Origin of the sequence: Mesorhizobium sp. ANAO-SY3R2, from assembly GCF_042466635.1 — a bacterium.
In the GTDB taxonomy this organism is placed as follows: domain Bacteria; phylum Pseudomonadota; class Alphaproteobacteria; order Rhizobiales; family Rhizobiaceae; genus Aminobacter.
The window spans coordinates 131,030-147,540 of the sequence record NZ_CP159954.1; the positions used below are offsets into that span (position 1 = coordinate 131,030).

The window sequence follows — 16,511 nt, forward strand, 5'->3', positions numbered from 1 at the left end:
ATACTGAAATAGATATCCCGGATTTCCGGGGCGCAGCAAAAGGGTCCGAAAGAGGCTCGAAACCAACCGTCGCAACCGACGGTCAGTGGCCAAGAAAACCGAAGGCCGATGGGGGAAGCAGCACATGGACCGTCGAGGTCAAATCCTTCCAGCGACGCGAGGGCTCGCTGTCACACTGCTGAGAGGACAGGCGATCAGGATTGAAAACATCCACGGATCGCAGGTCGTCGACACCTGGGCGCTTTCGGCGGAGGACCCGCTGGAATATGCCTCGATGGAACATACCCGCTCATGGAACAGCAGCGTCTTTGTCGAAACAGGTATGGCAATGGTCAGCATCCGGCGCAGGCCGATGCTGACGATGGTGGCTGACAGTTCACCGGGCAGGCACGATACCCAACTGTGCCCTTGCAGCGCCGAACTTTACCAACAATTGAACTGCCATGGCCGCCACCGCAGTTGCACCGACAACTTCCATGAGGCGCTGGAGCCGCTCGGTGTGAAGTTGCCGTTCACGCCCGCCTCGCTGAACCTGTTCATGAACGTCCCCATCGCCGGGGACGGCAGCGTCACCCGTGTGCCGCCGGCCAGCAAGGCGGGCGACAGCGTGACGCTGCGCGCCGAGATGGACGTGACTGTGGTTCTCTCAGCCTGCCCCCAGGACATAACTCCCATCAACGGCGCGGACCATACGCCCCGCGACATCGCCTTCGCCGTGATCGACGGCTGACAATCAGGATACAGCGATGACTGAAACTGAAGACAAACCCTTGCTGCGGCTTCGAAATATCCGAAAGAACTTCGGTTCGCTCGAAGTCATCAAGGGCATCGATCTTGACGTGAAAGCGGGCGAGGTCGTCTCGATCATCGGCGCAAGCGGCTCGGGCAAAAGCACCTTCCTGCGCTCGATAAACGCCATCGAAATGGCCAATGCCGGACAGATGGAGTTCGAGAACTTCCGTTTCGACTTCGATGCCGGCTCCGCCAACTACCCAACCGGCCGCCAGATGCAGGATTTGCGCTCGCGCATCGGCATGGTTTTCCAGAGCTACAACCTCTGGCCGCATCTGACCGTGCTGCAGAACGTAACCCATGCGCCGATGAAGGTGCTGGGGCGTTCCAAAGCCGAGGCCATTGAGACCGCCGAAGCGCTGCTGAACCGCATCGGCCTCTACGAGAAACGCAACAGCTATCCCGCACGGCTCTCCGGCGGCCAGCAGCAGCGTGTCGCGATCGCCCGCGCGCTGGCGATGAAGCCCAAGCTGATGCTTTTCGATGAGGTGACCTCGGCCCTCGATCCCGAACTGGTGCATGAGGTGCTGACTCTGATGGCTTCGCTCGCGGCCGACGGGATGACCATGCTTCTGGTGACGCATGAAATCTCGTTTGCCCGTGATGTGTCATCGCGGGTGCTGTTCTTCGAGAACGGCGTCATCGCCGAGGACGGCCCCCCGAAGGACGTCTTGCAAAACCCGCAAAGCCCGCGGCTGCGGCAATTCCTGCACCGCATCCTGCACGACAACGTGAAATCTGGCGACGTTGCCGCCGACATGGAGACCGTGGTGAAATGACGTTCTGGTCCGATGTATCCACCTACGGCCCCGGTTTCATGGCCGCCGCCTGGACGGTGCTGTGGGTGACGATCCTGACCATCCTGCTCAGCTTGGTCTGCGGCCTTGCCGCCGCGCTGGGGCAACGGTCGAATATCAAGGCAGTCCGGGCAGCCACTGCGTTCTACATCTGGTTCATTCGCGGCACGCCCGCCCTGATCCAGATCTTCATCGTCTATTTCGGCTTGCCGCAGCTGGGCATCCGGCTTTCGCCCTTCACCGCCGGCGTGCTGGCGCTGGGCGTCAACAGCGGCGCCTATGTGGCGGAGATCATCCGGTCGGGCCTGTCGGCAATTCCGCGCGGCCAGACGGAATCCTCGCTGGCCCTGGGCTTCAGCCCGGCGCAGACCATGCGCACCATCATCCTGCCGCAGGTCTTCCGCATCATCCTGCCCTCCCTAACCAACGAGGCGATCTCGATCCTGAAAAACACCTCGCTGCTTTCCACCATCACCGTGATCGAGCTGACGCTTTACGCGCAAACGTTGATTTCGGCGACGTTCCGTCCCTTCGATTTCTACATCGCGGTAGCAGTGATCTATCTCGTACTCACCTCCGTGCTGACCCAATTGGCCAGCTGGCTCGAGCGCCGCTACGGCCGGCTGAGCTGATGACGCAGCCGTCGCGGACCGACCGTTCGCGACGGCCAACAAATGGCGTGGCGCTGCTCGGCCGACAGCACCCCGCCGGATAACCGCCGACAAAATAACTGCCAACAACTTCAAAAGGGGAATGTCGAAATGAAACTCAAAACGCTCTTCGTGGCGCTTGCCGCTGCGGCGCTCTTGCCGTTCGCCAACTCTGCCCAGGCAGACGACAAGCTGGAACTGCTGGTCTCCGGCGAAATCAGCGTCGCTACCGAAGGCACCTATCCGCCGTTTTCGATGCGCGCGCCGAACGGCGAACTCGACGGGCTGGAAATTCGGGTGGTGAAGGAAATCGCCAACCGGCTCGGCCTGCAGTACAAGCCGGTTCTGGTGAAGTGGGAATCCGTATTGATCGGGCTTGAAGCCGATCAATACGACATCATCAGCGACGCCATGGACATCACCGCCGAGCGGCAGAAGAAAGTCACCTTCGCCAATGGCTGGCTGGAGTCGGGTGGACGCATCGTCGTGCGCAAGGATTCAGAGATCGCCAAACCTGCTGACGTTAAGGGCCATGCCGTCGGAGCACTCGTTGCCTCCAACTGGGCCTCGATAGCAGAGGGATTGGGCGCTGAGGTCAAGTTCTACAAGGCAGAATCCGATGCCATGCAGGATCTCGCCAACGGCAATGTGGACGCGATCATCACGGACGCCATCGCTGCCGCCTACGTGATCAAGGTCTCCAACCTGCCGCTGAAACTGGTGGATGAGCCGGTAAGCTCGATCCAGAAGGGCTTTGCCATCAAGAAGGGCAAGCCGCAGCTGACGGCGGCAATCAACAAGACCCTCGGAGAAATGATCGCTGACGGCACCTATGCGAAGCTGACCAGCGATCTGATCGGCTTCGATCCGGCTCCGAAAGAGCCGATCCTCACCCTGACAGAGTAACCCGACCCGACGGGGCAGCGCTTCCCTGCCCCGTCCAATTTCTCAAATGGTGCCTGGCGCTGCGCTTGCAGCCGGGCCTGGTGCATGACTCCGAACCGAAGGTCCGCGTAGCGAAAATCAGAAACGATTTTCGGAAAGGATCATGCACAAATTCAAAGTGTTACAGCGCCCCGCCAATCAGGACACGGATCATGCTGCGTTACTTTCCGGTTGAAGAATATCAGGACCGCTGGTCGAGAACCCTTGCCATCATGGAAGCGCAAGGCTTCGAAACCGCGGTCGTTTTTGGCCGCGGCGGCGGCACGACCGACAATTGCGGCGATATCCTCTATCTGACCAATCACTACTCGGTCAGCGGCGGGACGGATTCCCTGATCTGGTCGGCGCGCTCGTTCTCCGGCGTCATCCTGCGCAAGGGGCACGAGCCCGAACTGCATATGGATGAGCCCGAGCCACGCGCGGACCTGTTGTCGCTGACCAATGTTCACTGCGACAACCATCCGTTCCTCAGCATCGCGAAGGCGCTCAGGGACAAGGACATCACCGGGCGCGTCGCCTTCTGCGGCAGCCAGTTCTTGCCGGTGAAGTACTATCAGCAGCTGGTGGAGAACACGCCAGACATCGAATGGGTGGTCTGCGACGATCTCGTTCGCCGGGCTCGCGCAATCAAGAGTCCGCGCGAACTCGATTGCTATCGCATGGCGGGCGAAAGCGCGACCGAGGCCATGACCGTGCTGATGCAGGAACTGGTTGCCGGGCGGTCCGAGCGCGAGGCGGCAGGCGAGGCCGCCCGCATCGTCGTTCGCCGCGGCGGGCGTATCCAGGCCATCGGCGCCAATCACGGCGCCACCATGGACTATGACTACCGTTTTCCCCTGACCGGCTCCAGCGCGGACACTCCGGCCTTGGGTGACCTGGTGCGCGGCACGGTCCACGCCGCCTTCTGGCAGGGCTACTACCTGGACCCGGGCCGCACCGCCGTGCGCGGACCAGCCAGCCCCGAGCAGACCCGCCTGATGGAAGCCACCGTCGATATCGTGCAGCGCCTCACCGACATGATGCGACCCGGCACCAGGCTGCTTGACGTCGCCGCCGAGGGCGATCGCCTGACGTCCGAATTCGGCGGCGAAGTCTCGCCCATCATGAAGAACTTCCCGTTTTTTGGCCACGGAATCGGCCTTTCCTTCGAACAGCCGCGCATATCGACCGTCATGTCGCTGCCCGACGACATCGTGCGCGAGAACATGGTCTTCGGCGTCGAAGCTTTCCTGTCCACAGCGGGTATTGGCTCGGCCTTCGTCGAGGACATCATCATCATTGGCCAGGATCAAAACGAGGTGCTGACCAAGTCGCCCTATTTCTACTGAGCCGTCCGCATATGGAACGGTCTTCGCTTCGGCAGACGCGGGAAACGACGAAACATCCGTCGTTCCCGCCAACGCAACATTAAGGCGAAGACCGGAGGGCGCGGAGCGGCCAACTGCTCGCAAATGACCTGACCAAAGGACGCGTTCGGGAGCTACTCGGCTTGCGAGCGGCTTCAAATCCGCCTCACATGTGAAGGCTCCAAATGTCCACACTTGTTCCCATTTCAGCGCTCCTGGCTGCGATGCTTTCCTTCCAGGTCGGTGCCACGCTCGCCAAGACGCTGTTCGCGATATTTGGCGCCGAGGGAACGGCCGCCCTGCGGCTTTGCCTGGGTGCCTTGATCCTGATCGTCACGCTGAAAGCCTGGAAAGCGCGGCTCAACCCGAACAACTGGCAGGCCCTGCTTGGCTACGGCATCACGCTCGCGGGCATGAACGTCATGTACTATCTGGCTGTGAGCCGCCTGCCACTCGGCATCGCCTCTGCCATCGGCTTCCTAGGGCCGCTTGCGGTTGCGGTAACCTTCTCGCGCAGGCCGTTGGATTTCATCTCGGTGAGCATCGCGGCCATCGGCCTGTTGCTGCTTACGCCGCTGGCGGGAGCGACCCACCATCTCGACCCGATCGGCATCCTGTGGGCATTGGGCAACGCGCTCTGCTGGGCTATGTACATCATCCTGGGCAAGAAGGCCGGCCAGCAGCACGGCGCGCGGACAACGGCACTGGGCATGACGATCGCAGCCTTCATAGCCCTTCCGATAGGTCTTCATCAGACGGAAACATTCGTGCTGGATATCGGCCTTGTGCCGCTGGTGCTCGGCATGACGATCTTGTCGAGCGCGCTTCCCTTCACATTGGAAATGTTTGCTCTGCGCAAACTGCCGGCGCGCTCGCTGGGAACATTGATGAGCCTTGAACCCGCGATCGCCGCCCTGGTCGGCCTGACCATCCTAAGCGAGCAGTTGACCGGCCTGCAGGCACTGGCAATCGGCCTGATCGTCGTCGCATCTATCGGCACGGCAATCTCGGCCCAATCCCGCGAGATCGAAGCCGTCGGTTAAGAGGCAAACGCCCTCAGTTCCCGGATCCGAGCAACGACGACGTCGGATTGTTCTGCTCACGCAGGGCGTCGGCCGATTGACGAACGACTTCAGAAATCTGCAGGAGCTGTTCGGCGAGCGGGCTCGCCTTGCGCCAAATCATTCCGATCGTTCGCGACGGCTGGGGGCTCCTGAAGCGAGCGAGTGAAACCGATGCCGAGCGCGTTTCCACCGCAACGGCCATTTCCGGAATCAAGGTGACGCCGATCCCGGCGCCAACCATCTGGACCAGCGTCGACAGGGAACTGCCATCAAGCAATTCGCGCGGACGTGCCGAATGCATGTTGCAGAACGACAGCGCCTGCTCGCGGAAGCAATGCCCCTCCTCCAGCAGAAGCAGCCTCATTTCGCGCAGCTTTTCGCGACTGGGCACCGGCTTTCCTTCGTCATCGCCCGGCCGGACAAGCACGAAATTCTCCTCAAACAGCGCCACCTCGGTCAGCGATGGTTCGGACACCGGCAAGGCGACGATGGCCGTGTCGAGACGGCCGTCCGCCAGTTCCTGGATAAGCTTCTGCGTCTGCGTCTCGCGCACATGAATGTCGAGACCACCATGCAGGCGGGTCAGGTTGCCGATGATCGTGGGCAATAGGTAAGGCGCCACCGTCGGGATCACGCCAATCCTGAACCGCCCGACTAGCCGCTCCAGCGAGGCGCGTGCCAGATCCTCCAGTTCATCCACCGAGCGCAGGATGTCGCGGACACGCTGGGCGAACTCCTCGCCGAAGCTGGTCAGCCGGACCTGCCGGGCGCTTCTTTCGAAGAGCTCGGTGCCCAGCGTTTCCTCCAGTTCCTTGATCTGGACCGACATCGCAGGCTGGGAGATCGCACAGGCATCCGCTGCGCGTCCGAAGTGGCTGTGCCGCGCCAGCGCCTCGAAATAGCGAAGCTGCTTGAGGGTCAGGTTTTTCATAATGCAATCTTATCGCTGCGATCAGGAAATCCAACTTTGATTAATGACCGGCCTTTGCTACAAAACTTGGGCGGAGGCAAGGAGGAGCCGATGTACCGATCGCGCGGCATCAAGACTGGTGACGGTGAGATCGCCGATGCCCTGACCACCAGGGCGGCGGGCGACGGCGGCATCGTTTCGCTTCCGCTCAGGGGAGCCCGCGGCAGGGACATTCCACGTAGCCACGTGCGGCCATGAGGCCGTGCCCGGACGTCTTTCGTCCGGCAGTTCAACCAACGCAGCCACGACCGGAGATTGAAATGGATACGAAGACAGAAACCAGCGGCGGCAAATGCCCGGTCGCGCACACGACTGCCGGCAGGACAAACCGGGACTGGTGGCCGAACCAGCTCGACCTCAAGGTACTGCACCAGCACTCCTCCCTCTCCGATCCGATGGGCGAAGCGTTCGACTACGCCAAGGAATTCGACAGCCTCGACCTGAATGCGGTGATCGCCGACCTCAAGGCCCTGATGACGGACTCGCAGGACTGGTGGCCGGCCGATTTCGGCCATTATGGACCGCTGTTCATCCGCATGGCATGGCACAGCGCCGGCACCTACCGCATCGGCGACGGCCGCGGCGGTGCAGGAGCCGGCCAGCAGCGCTTCGCGCCTCTCAACAGCTGGCCGGACAACGTCAACCTCGACAAGGCGCGCCGGCTCTTGTGGCCGATCAAGCAGAAATATGGCCGCAAGATTTCCTGGGCCGACCTTATGATCCTGACCGGCAACGTCGCGCTGGAATCGATGGGCTTCAAGACCTTCGGTTTCGCCGGCGGACGCGCTGACGTCTGGGAACCGGAAGAGGACATCTACTGGGGCTCGGAAGGCAAATGGCTGGCCGACGAGCGCTACAGCGGTGATCGCGATCTCGACAACCCGCTCGCCGCCGTCCAGATGGGCCTGATCTACGTCAATCCCGAGGGGCCGAACGGCAACCCGGATCCGCTCGCAGCGGCCCGCGACATCCGCGAAACCTTCGCCCGCATGGCCATGAACGACGAAGAGACCGTAGCGCTCATCGCCGGCGGCCACACCTTCGGCAAGACCCATGGCGCAGGCGATGCGGCACTGGTCGGGCCGGAGCCCGAAGCCGCCGATATCGAGATGCAGGGCCTAGGCTGGAAAAACAGCTTCGGCACCGGCAAGGGCGGCGACACCATCGGCAGCGGGCTGGAGGTCACCTGGACCACGACGCCGACGAAATGGAGCAACAACTTCCTCTGGAACCTGTTCGGCTACGAGTGGGAACTGACCAAGAGCCCGGCCGGCGCGCATCAGTGGACTCCGAAGCATGGCATGGGTGCCGACACGGTGCCGGACGCGCATGACCCCTCGAAGCGTCACGCGCCGACCATGCTGACCACCGATCTGTCCCTGCGCTTTGATCCGGAATACGGGAAGATCTCCCGCCGCTTCCTGGAGAACCCCGACCAGTTCGCCGACGCCTTCGCCCGTGCCTGGTTCAAGCTGACGCATCGCGACATGGGTCCGCTCGCCCGCTACCGCGGCCCGCTCGTCCCGAAGGAGCAGCTGATCTGGCAGGATCCGATCCCCGCAGTCGATCATGTGCTGGTCGATGACCAGGACATCGCAGCGCTCAAGGCCAAGATCCTCGCTGCCGTGCCATCGGTGTCGCAGCTGGTCTCGACGGCCTGGGCTTCGGCCTCGACGTTCCGCGGATCCGACAAGCGCGGCGGTGCCAACGGTGCGCGCATTCGTCTGGCGCCGCAAAAGGACTGGGCCGTCAACCAGCCCGCCCAGCTCGCGTCGGTTCTCGAGAAGCTCGAAGCGATCCAGAAGGAGTTCAACGCTGCGCAGTCCGGCAACAAGAAGATCTCGCTTGCCGACCTGATCGTTCTCGGCGGCGCCGCTGCGGTCGAAAAGGCCGCGAAGGATGCCGGGCAGGACGTGAAGGTGCCCTTCGCGCCCGGCCGCATGGACGCCTCGCAGGAACAGACCGACGTCGACTCCTTCGCGCCGCTCGAACCGGTCGCCGACGGTTTCCGCAACTATCTTCGCGGCGGGCTGCGCCAGTCGCCTGAGGAGGCGCTGGTAGACCGGGCGCAGTTGCTGACGCTGACGGCACCCGAAATGACGGTGCTGGTCGGTGGCCTGCGCGTGCTCGGCGCGAATGCCGGGGACTCCGCTCACGGCGTGTTCACCGCGCGGCCATCCACGCTGACCAACGACTTCTTCGTCAACCTGCTCGACATGGGCACGGAGTGGAAGGCCGTCTCGGAGGTCAAGGACGTGTTCGAAGGGCGCGACAGGAACACGAACGAGGTGAAGTGGACCGCCACTCGCGCCGATCTGATCTTCGGCTCGCACTCCCAGCTTCGCGCTCTCGCGGAGGTCTACGGCTCCGCGGATGCGCAGCAGAAGTTCGCTAGGGACTTCGTGGCGGCGTGGACCAAGGTGATGAACGCCGATCGCTTCGACCTCGCCTGATCCAGCATGAAAAGTTCTGGCGCGGCCAATCATGGCCGCGCCAAAACGCCGAGGCCGATTTCATCCCAGCATGCCGTTCCCCAATCGTTTTGGCGGCACAGGCCTGCTGACGTCAGCGCCAGTGAGATCGCATCGAGCCGTTCAAAATTCTAGCCGCGTGATCAACCCGGCATTCAGCCCACTCCGCTTCAATTCAACCGTTGCAACAGAACCGTTTTACGTGCATCCGAACACGCGTTCCGTTTCAACGAGAGAACCCGAAGTGCGCGACGTCGTCCTCATTTCACTGTTTGCCGCAATCATGGCTGCTCTGGCCGTATTTCCGCCTATCGTCCTGCCGGTTGTCGGCGTGCCGGTGACGGCGCAATCGCTCGGCGTGATGCTGGCCGGCGGCGTTCTCGGCGCTCGCCGCGGCGCGCTCTCGATCGTGCTATTCCTTGCCCTCGTCGCCATGGGCCTGCCGCTCCTGTCGGGTGGGCGCGGCGGTATCGCGGTCTTCCTCGGGCCGACTGCAGGCTATATGGCCGGCTGGGTATTTGCCGCACTTGTCATCGGATTTCTCGTCGAACGCTTCTGGGGTGGCCTCAATACGCTCAAGGCCTTTGTGATCTGCGCGGTCGGCGGGATCGTGGTTCTCTATGCCATCGGCATTCCCTGGAGCGCGGCGGTCTCGGAGATTTCAATGTCGGCAGCCTTCATTGGCTCGCTGCCCTTTTTGATCGGCGACCTCATCAAGTGCTACATCGCTGCCGTGGTGATCGTGACCGTAAAGCGCTCCTATCCGATCATCGTGCCGGCGGCCCACGTTTGACGTCGTCGGAGCACCGCCGAGCCGCATGATTACCTTCTCAGATGTATCCGTTCAGAAGTCCGGTCGATGCGTGCTCGGAGATATCAACCTTGGCGTCACCGAACGGCGGGTAGGAATCATTGGCCGCAACGGCTCCGGCAAGAGCACGTTCGCGCGCCTCTTCAATGGCCTGGAAAAGCCGACCACCGGTACGGTCACATGGGACAGCGATCCGGAAGGCGGAAAGTTACGGCGGCACGTCGGCTTCGTCTTCCAGAATCCGGAGAACCAGATCGTCTACCCGATCGTTCAGGAAGACCTGGAGTTCGGCCTGAAAAACTTGAAACTTCCGGCGCCGCTTATCCGAGAACGCCTCGACGAGGTCCTGGCCCGGTTTGACATCGCCCATCTGCGCGATCGCTTCACGCACCAGTTGAGCGGTGGCGAACGTCAGCTGATCGCGCTGGCGGGCGTTTTGGTCATGAAACCACAGCTGATCGTCTTTGACGAACCGACGACGCTGCTCGACCTTCGCAACAAGAACCTGTTCATGAAGACCATCGCAGAGCTCGACGAGCATGTGGTCATGGTATCGCACGATCTCGACCTGATCGCGGATTTCGACCGCGTCCTGCACTTCGAGGACGGCACCCTCGTCGGCGACGGCTCGCCGGCCGCAGTGATAGCGGACTACGTCGCACGTTCGCAGATGTAGAACAGGCCCTGTGTCTCAGAGTTTGCCGGGCGAGCGTGCTTCCAAAGCCTCGGACACCTGATCCGCGGTCTTCAGTGTTCGCACGACCAGCGGCACGAGGGTCGCTGTGAGGTTCCGCTCCAGGCCTCGGGCCTTCTGCGCCATCCGAACCTCGGCGAGCGTCGTGCGCACAGACGGAATGAAGCGGATCGTGAGCGCGATCGCCAGCGCAATGCGGTCAGTCGGGACCCATGACGGTGCGTATTTCAGCATCGCCCGAATGCCGTCGACGAACTCGCTGGTGCGGGTGGTGAGCGTCACGACCGAGGCCGCAAGGATCATCACCATGAAGCGGGCAACCACGAATGCCGCCTGCGTGAGGTCGGTCGTGAGCACATGGATCGCGAAGATGAATGCCAGAACCCAAAGCACGGGCCGGAGAGCGGCCACGGCGTGGCGCAGCCGCAGACCGGCGACCATGTAGGCGGCGAGAACCAGGACGGTCGCGGCAGCAAGTACGCCCCATTCGCTGAAGAAAAACAGCAGCGTGCAGAACACGACTAGTCCGAAGATCATATATTGAGGCGGTGTCCGGTGAAGCGGACTATTGCCCGGCACATAGAGTTCAGCCAGCATTCGATCGTGGTCCTGTCGCGGCGCGGTCACAGATGGCCGTGTCCCGGCGATGCGCGTTCGGGAGACGCTCTTCGGCGCCGCACCTCGCACGCTATTTTCCGCTCGGTGTAGCCTTGGATCGCCTGATTGTCAGCACACCCGTTACAAATTGAGTACTCGCCCCTTGCGGGCAGCAAGGAACATGGGACCGCCCTTGGTCCGGGGGAAACCGTAACCGTGGACCTCGACCAGATCGATCGCGTCTGGGTCGGTGGCAATCCCCTGACTGAGGATTTTGCGACCCTCATCCGCCATCGCTCCCACCAGCCGCTGCACGATCTGTTCGGACGACAAGGCCTTCGCCGGGCCGGAGATGGGTGCAATCAGCGCAACCGTTGCCTCGGAATGCCGCGGTTTGTGGTCTCCGGGTGCGTAATCATACCAGCCACCGCCTGATTTCTGACCCAGGCGGCCCGCTCGGACAAGAATGTCGCCTGGGTTTTCGGGCACGTCCTCTCCACGCGCACGCGCAGCCTCGCGATTCATGAATGCGATGTCGAGACCCGCCAGATCCTGCATCTCGAACGGCCCCATCCCATAGCCAAAGCCGCGCATCGCAGCGTCGATATCGCTGAATGCGACGCCTTCGCGAAGCATGGCTTCAGCTTCGGCACGATAGTGCTTGAGGATGCGGTTGCCGATGAACCCATCGCATATGCCGGCAAGCACCGGCACCTTCGCCAGAAGCGAGGCAAGCCTGAAGGCTGCAGCCAACACCTCGGGTACCGTCTCCGGCAGCGGAATGACCTCCAGAAGCTTCATGATCTGGGCCGGGCTGAAGAAATGCAGCCCTATGAACCGGGTGAGATCGGGCAGTCCTTCGGCAATCTGGCGCGGGTCGATATAGGAGGTATTGGTCGCCAGAATGGCGTCGGGGCGGCAGATCCGTCCGAGATCGGCGAATACAGCGCGCTTGACTGCCAGATCCTCGAAGACAGCCTCGATGACCAGATCGCAATCGGCCAGACCTTCCAGCCCTATATGGGCCGTCACGCCGACAAGACGGCTTTCGGCCTCGGCCTGCGAATGCTGGCCGCGCCTGACCTGAGCCTCGAAGATCGCTTTCAGTTTCGACATGCCGCGTTCAAGGCTTTCCCCATCGCGTTCCGAAAGGCAGACCTCAAGCCCGGCATTGCGCATGGCCGCCGCGATACCGACCCCCATCGTACCGCCGCCGACGACGCCCACGCGCGCGACATGGCGCGGCGTGACACCGCGTAGGGCGGCGGGGCGCGGAGCGGCGCGTTCGGCAAAGAACAGATGCCGCAAGGCAGCTGCCTCTTCCGAGGCCCGAAGTCGAAGGAAGCTCTCCCGCTCGGCTGCAAGACCCGCGGCGAAGCCTGACAAAGCGCCTGTGCGTACTGCCGCAAACGCGGCAAGCGGGGCCGCAGCGCCGCGGGCGGATTTGCGGGTCCGGGCTTCGGCAGCGATCCAGAAATCGTCGCCCGGATCGGCAAGCGGGCGGGTGGATGCGGGCGAAGGCAGCTCCGACTGCGCGGCATCGACGGCAAAGGCAAGCGCGCCCTGGATCAGGGATCCGTCAATGATCTGCTCCACCAGCCCCAGTTCCAGCGCACGTGTGGCTGAAAGCTGCTCCTGCTCGACAATGACCGATAGAGCTGCCGCGATCCCGACCAGCCGGGGCAGCCTTTGCGTGCCGCCCGCACCGGGAATGACGCCAAGCCGCACCTCGGGCAGGGCGAAGGTCGTGGCGGGTGCGGCCAGCCGATGGTGACATGCTAGCGCCAGCTCAAGCCCGCCGCCAAGCGCGGCGCCATTCACGGCGGCGATCCAGGGCTTGGCCGAGCCTTCGATACGGGCAAGCACATCGGGCAAATGCGGCGGCGCAGGGGGCAGGTCGAATTCCGCGATATCAGCGCCGCCGACAAACAACCTGCCGCATCCGGTCACGACGACAGCACGGATCGCGCTGTCGGCCTCGATTTCCGCTGTCAAATCCCAGAGGCGTTGCCGCACGGCCCGGCCGAGCGCGTTAACCGGCGGGTTGTCGATCGTGACCAGCGCAACTGGACCGTGACGTTCCAGTCTGACCGTTTCTTCCCGAGAGGGCATATCACACCCTTTCCAGGATCAACGCGATGCCCTGGCCGACGCCGATGCACATCGTGCACAGTGCGTAGCGGCCTGAGCGGCGCTCGAGTTCAAGCGCAGCGGTCAGCGCAAGCCGCGCACCCGAGGCGCCAAGCGGATGGCCGATGGCGATGGCACCACCATTCGGGTTCACATGCTCGGCATCATCAGGCAGACCAAGCCCACGCAGGACCGCCAGCCCCTGGGCCGCGAAGGCCTCGTTCAGTTCGACCACATCCATCTGTTCGATGCCGAGCCCGGTCTGCGCCAGCAGCTTCTTCACCGCAGGCACTGGACCATATCCCATGATGCGCGGTTCGATCCCGGCAACAGCCATTCCGACTACCCTTGCACGCGGCGACAGCCCCTGTGCCTTGACAGTCGCATCCGAGGCAATCAGCAGCGCAGCTGCCCCGTCATTCACCCCCGAGGCATTGCCTGCGGTGACGCTTTTGCCGGCGCCGTTGATCGGCCGCAGCTTGGCGAGCTGCTCGGCCGAGGTGTCGCGACGAGGATGCTCGTCCGTATCGAACACTAGAGATGCGTCCTTGCGGCGGGGAATTTGGACCGGCGCGATTTCGTCGGCAAATCGCCCGGCGGCATGTGCAGCATCCCAACGCTGCTGGCTGCGCAGCGCAAAAGCATCCTGATCCTCCCGCGAGATTCCGAAGGTCTCGGCGACATTGTCGGCCGTCTCGGGCATCGAGTCTACGCCGAATGCCGCCTGCATCTTCGGATTGACGAAGCGCCAGCCGATCGTCGTGTCATGAATTTCGCCACTTCGGGAAAATGCGGCCTCGGCCTTGGGCATGACGAAGGGCGAGCGTGTCATGTGTTCGACCCCGCCGGCGATGATCAGACCTGCCTCGCCGCAGCGGATCGCGCGCGCAGCAGCCCCCACGGCATCGAGCCCCGAGCCGCAAAGACGGTTGAGCGTCACGCCCGGCACACTGACCGGAAGTCCCGCAAGAAGAGCCGCCATGCGAGCGACATTGCGATTATCCTCGCCGGCTTGATTGACGCAACCCAGGATGACGTCGTCGATCAGCGCCGGATCCAGTCCGGGATGGCGCGCCATCAGTGCGGCAATGGGCATGGCTGCAAGGTCATCGGCCCGGACCGATGCAAGGGTGCCGCCGTAACGGCCGAAAGGCGTGCGCAGGCCATCGACAAGCCAGGCTGAGGTCATTCTGTTTCTCCTTGACCTTGCAATGTCGGGTGGCATCGCGTGCCGCAGGCACGGCACACCACCCCGCACAAGGCAGGTTGTCTGGACGGTAATCATTGAAGGATCGGCGAACGGTGGGCGGCTGCCCTCTGCCGATATCCCGAGCCTAGTCGGCGTCTTTCAGGCCGACCGCGCGCAATACGATCTGCGTATAGATCTCGAGTATTTCATTGCCACCAAGACGGCCGCGCGGCTTGTACCATGTGCAGACCCCGGTCAATGCAGCAATCAGAGCAAAGGTCGTGAGCTGCGGATCAGGCACGGACCAGATTCCCCGCGCATCTCCCTCGATCAGAATGTCGCGCAGCCGGTTCTCATATTTCCGTCGCAGGGCCACGACCTCGGCATAGTGCGGCTTTGTAAGACTGCGAAGCTCCATGTTCCCGATGAACACTTCTTCCTTCCGCGCCGTGTGCCAGCGAAGATGGAAGCGGGTGAAGCGCTTCAGCGCCTCAAGCGGATCATCGACGCCTTCAAGCTCCTGGTCGAGTTCTTCATGCAACTCCTCCATGATGGACTTGAGAAGGAGGTACAGGAACTCCTGCTTGTGGCGGATGTAATTATAGAGGGATCCTGCCTGAATACCGACATCACTGGCCAGGCTGCGAAGTTTCATCCCTTCGAAACCTTCGCGGTAGATCCGCTTGATTCCAGCTTTCCGAATAGCCTCCATGGTTTTGGCGCCATCCGAGCCAGCTGTTCTAGCCATTGCACTTACCCCAGGTCATCATCGACAGTTTCAGACTCCTTTGGATATTCGAGATCGTGGCGAAAACCAAGCTTGAGAGGGCAGCAATCGCCCAATCGATTGCTGCCCGCCCCGTTTAGTCCTTGGTTACGCGGGTGAAACCGCCATTCGCCGGATCACTCTTCAGCACGCGCGGCATCGAATTCGAGAAATGCCGATCAGGCGTAAAGGTCAGCGGCTCGATGATCGTGCCCACGTCATAGGGTTCGCCGCTTTCCAGCTTTCCGATCACGCATTCGCGCGTCAGATCAGCTTCGCATTTGCGCATTGCCTGAACCAGAACCGTCGCCCCTGTGTAGGAGGTCATCGAATAGCGGTTGACCTTCTTCAACTCTTCTTCGGACAGATATTTCTTCGCCAGTTCCATGAACGGAGCAGCTTCCGGCTCATTGACCGCCGCGACGTAGTCAGCCGTGAGGTAACCGTTGCCGGCATCCCCAGCCAGTTGCTGAACGATGGGAAGATGCGCGGTCCAGACCGTCCCGATGGTCATATCGTCGAGGCCAAGCTTGCGCGACTCCTTCATCACCGCAACGTTTTCGGAAACGATCCCGCCGGACACGAGGAAATCGATATCCTCGCTGGCCACGCGCAGCATTTCGGCCGAGAAATCCTTCTGGCCGCGCTTGAAGGGGATTTCGATCGCATTCGTCAGGCCGAAATCCTTGACGGCGCGTTCATAGCCGGCCTTCACGTTCGCCCCGAAATCGTCCTCTTGATAGATGATCCCGAAGCGGCCGCCCTTCTTGCCCAGATCCTCGATGGCATGACGCATCATGCGATAGACCACGTGGTTGTAGCTGGTACCGACTGCAAAGATGTTGCGCTTGACCGGATCATAGGCGGCTTCGGACGTGTTGATCGAAACCATGGTCAACACGTTCTTTTCGATCAGCAGCGGCATCATCCCCAGAAGATGGCTGGTTCCAGACGTCCCGGTGATTGCAAAGACGTTGTCGACATTCAGGAGCTTCTGCGCTGCCTGGAATGCCCGGGCGGGCACATAGCCGTCATCCTCGGTGATCGAGACCACCTTGCGGCCGGCGACGCCACCCGCTTCGTTGGCCTGAGCCAGGGCGATCTTCGTGCCAAGGTAATGCGCCTCGCCTGCAAAGCTGCCGGGACCGGACAGCGGCAGGATCTCACCGATCAGGATCTCGGTATCCGAGATGCCCGGCTCGGCGGCGTTGCCTGCGCCTGCAATTAGCGACAGGGCAGCAGCCAATGAAAGTGCAAGTCGTGATGTCTTCATGGTTTCCTCCATTTTA

Annotated in this window: 16 protein-coding genes; 10 read left to right on the forward strand and 6 right to left on the reverse strand. The window is 62.2% G+C overall.

Annotation, left to right across the window (positions count from 1 at the left end; genetic code table 11):
* The first annotated feature begins 124 nt into the window (after positions 1 to 124).
* The 6 genes from ABSY17_RS03445 (at position 125) to ABSY17_RS03470 (ending at position 5,573) form a co-directional block, all read left to right on the forward strand.
* Positions 125 to 730 carry a DUF1989 domain-containing protein gene (locus ABSY17_RS03445; RefSeq protein ID WP_378942542.1) on the forward strand — a complete coding sequence of 202 codons (606 nt, stop codon included), beginning with the start codon at positions 125 to 127 and terminating at the stop codon, positions 728 to 730.
* Positions 731 to 746: 16 nt separating this feature from the next.
* Positions 747 to 1,571 carry an amino acid ABC transporter ATP-binding protein gene (locus tag ABSY17_RS03450; protein ID WP_378942365.1) on the forward strand — a complete coding sequence of 275 codons (825 nt, stop codon included), beginning with the start codon at positions 747 to 749 and terminating at the stop codon, positions 1,569 to 1,571.
* On the forward strand, positions 1,568 to 2,221 hold the full coding sequence (locus tag ABSY17_RS03455) for an amino acid ABC transporter permease (RefSeq protein ID WP_378942367.1): 654 nt from the start codon (positions 1,568 to 1,570) through the stop codon (positions 2,219 to 2,221). Before ABSY17_RS03450 ends, ABSY17_RS03455 begins: the two co-directional genes overlap by 4 nt.
* 129 nt (positions 2,222 to 2,350) lie before the next feature.
* Positions 2,351 to 3,145, forward strand: a complete 795-nt coding sequence (locus tag ABSY17_RS03460; protein ID WP_378942370.1) for a transporter substrate-binding domain-containing protein — start codon at positions 2,351 to 2,353, stop codon at positions 3,143 to 3,145.
* Between the two features lie 191 nt (positions 3,146 to 3,336).
* Entirely contained in the window at positions 3,337 to 4,512 is a 1,176-nt protein-coding gene (locus tag ABSY17_RS03465; RefSeq protein ID WP_378942372.1) for a M24 family metallopeptidase, read from the forward strand.
* Between the two features lie 203 nt (positions 4,513 to 4,715).
* Complete coding sequence (locus ABSY17_RS03470; RefSeq protein WP_378942375.1) at positions 4,716 to 5,573, forward strand: EamA family transporter; 858 nt, start codon at positions 4,716 to 4,718, stop codon at positions 5,571 to 5,573.
* 13 nt (positions 5,574 to 5,586) lie between these two features.
* On the opposite strand, the gene ABSY17_RS03475 is transcribed toward ABSY17_RS03470, so the two are convergent.
* Positions 5,587 to 6,525, reverse strand: coding sequence for a LysR substrate-binding domain-containing protein (locus tag ABSY17_RS03475; protein ID WP_378942377.1), 939 nt, complete (start codon positions 6,523 to 6,525; stop codon positions 5,587 to 5,589).
* A 90-nt stretch (positions 6,526 to 6,615) separates the two neighbouring features.
* Here ABSY17_RS03475 and ABSY17_RS03480 point away from each other — a divergent pair, with 90 nt between their 5' ends.
* From ABSY17_RS03480 to ABSY17_RS03495, 4 genes are all read left to right on the forward strand, one after another.
* On the forward strand, positions 6,616 to 6,762 hold the full coding sequence (locus tag ABSY17_RS03480; protein ID WP_378942380.1) for a hypothetical protein: 147 nt from the start codon (positions 6,616 to 6,618) through the stop codon (positions 6,760 to 6,762).
* Positions 6,763 to 6,824: 62 nt separating this feature from the next.
* Positions 6,825 to 9,017 (forward strand): catalase/peroxidase HPI, encoded by a 2,193-nt coding sequence (katG, locus tag ABSY17_RS03485; protein ID WP_378942383.1) that lies wholly within the window; start codon positions 6,825 to 6,827, stop codon positions 9,015 to 9,017.
* Between the two features lie 301 nt (positions 9,018 to 9,318).
* Complete coding sequence (locus ABSY17_RS03490) at positions 9,319 to 9,828, forward strand: biotin transporter BioY (RefSeq protein ID WP_378942544.1); 510 nt, start codon at positions 9,319 to 9,321, stop codon at positions 9,826 to 9,828.
* A 25-nt stretch (positions 9,829 to 9,853) separates the two neighbouring features.
* A complete protein-coding gene (locus ABSY17_RS03495) occupies positions 9,854 to 10,522 on the forward strand; it encodes an energy-coupling factor ABC transporter ATP-binding protein (RefSeq protein ID WP_378942385.1) in 669 nt (222 codons plus the stop codon).
* A 15-nt stretch (positions 10,523 to 10,537) separates the two neighbouring features.
* On the opposite strand, the gene ABSY17_RS03500 is transcribed toward ABSY17_RS03495, so the two are convergent.
* From ABSY17_RS03500 to ABSY17_RS03520, 5 genes are all read right to left on the reverse strand, one after another.
* Complete coding sequence (locus tag ABSY17_RS03500) at positions 10,538 to 11,137, reverse strand: energy-coupling factor transporter transmembrane component T family protein (RefSeq protein WP_378942387.1); 600 nt, start codon at positions 11,135 to 11,137, stop codon at positions 10,538 to 10,540.
* A gap of 141 nt (positions 11,138 to 11,278) precedes the next feature.
* Positions 11,279 to 13,249 (reverse strand): 3-hydroxyacyl-CoA dehydrogenase NAD-binding domain-containing protein, encoded by a 1,971-nt coding sequence (locus tag ABSY17_RS03505; RefSeq protein ID WP_378942390.1) that lies wholly within the window; start codon positions 13,247 to 13,249, stop codon positions 11,279 to 11,281.
* 1 nt (position 13,250) lies between these two features.
* On the reverse strand, positions 13,251 to 14,456 hold the full coding sequence (pcaF, locus tag ABSY17_RS03510) for a 3-oxoadipyl-CoA thiolase (protein WP_378942393.1): 1,206 nt from the start codon (positions 14,454 to 14,456) through the stop codon (positions 13,251 to 13,253).
* A 145-nt stretch (positions 14,457 to 14,601) separates the two neighbouring features.
* Positions 14,602 to 15,204, reverse strand: coding sequence for a TetR/AcrR family transcriptional regulator (locus ABSY17_RS03515; RefSeq protein ID WP_378942395.1), 603 nt, complete (start codon positions 15,202 to 15,204; stop codon positions 14,602 to 14,604).
* Positions 15,205 to 15,319: 115 nt separating this feature from the next.
* Positions 15,320 to 16,495 carry an ABC transporter substrate-binding protein gene (locus ABSY17_RS03520; protein WP_378942398.1) on the reverse strand — a complete coding sequence of 392 codons (1,176 nt, stop codon included), beginning with the start codon at positions 16,493 to 16,495 and terminating at the stop codon, positions 15,320 to 15,322.
* Between the last annotated feature and the right edge of the window lie 16 nt (positions 16,496 to 16,511).